This is a genomic window from Photobacterium alginatilyticum (assembly GCF_009910675.1).
Classification (GTDB): Bacteria; Pseudomonadota; Gammaproteobacteria; order Enterobacterales; family Vibrionaceae; genus Photobacterium; species Photobacterium alginatilyticum.
In genome coordinates, this window is the sequence record NZ_RSEJ01000257.1 from 1 (window position 1) to 464 (window position 464).

Consider the following 464-nt stretch of genomic DNA (forward strand, 5'->3'; position numbering starts at 1 on the left):
CGATAAAGGGAGTGAAAAACTCCCTCGCCGGAAGATCAAGGGTTCCTGTCCAACGTTAATCGGGGCAGGGTAAGTCGACCCCTAAGGCGAGGCCGAAAGGCGTAGTCGATGGGAAACGGGTTAATATTCCCGTACTGCTTATAACTGCGATGGGGGGACGGAGAAGGCTAGGTGGGCCAGGCGACGGTTGTCCTGGTTCAAGGGTGTAGGCTGTATTCTTAGGCAAATCCGGGAATACATTAGGCTGAGACCCGATGTCGAGCTGCTACGGCAGTGAAGTCATTGATGCCATGCTTCCGGGAAAAGCCTCTAAGCTTCAGGTTATAAGGAATCGTACCCCAAACCGACACAGGTGATCAGGTAGAGAATACCAAGGCGCTTGAGAGAACTCGGGTGAAGGAACTAGGCAAAATGGTACCGTAACTTCGGGAGAAGGTACGCTGCCGGCGGTGACGAGACTTGCT

Annotated in this window: 1 rRNA gene; it reads left to right on the forward strand. The window is 53.4% G+C overall.

Annotated elements, in window-relative coordinates:
* Window positions 1-464: ribosomal RNA gene (locus EIZ48_RS28725) — 23S ribosomal RNA — on the forward strand; the annotation flags it as partial.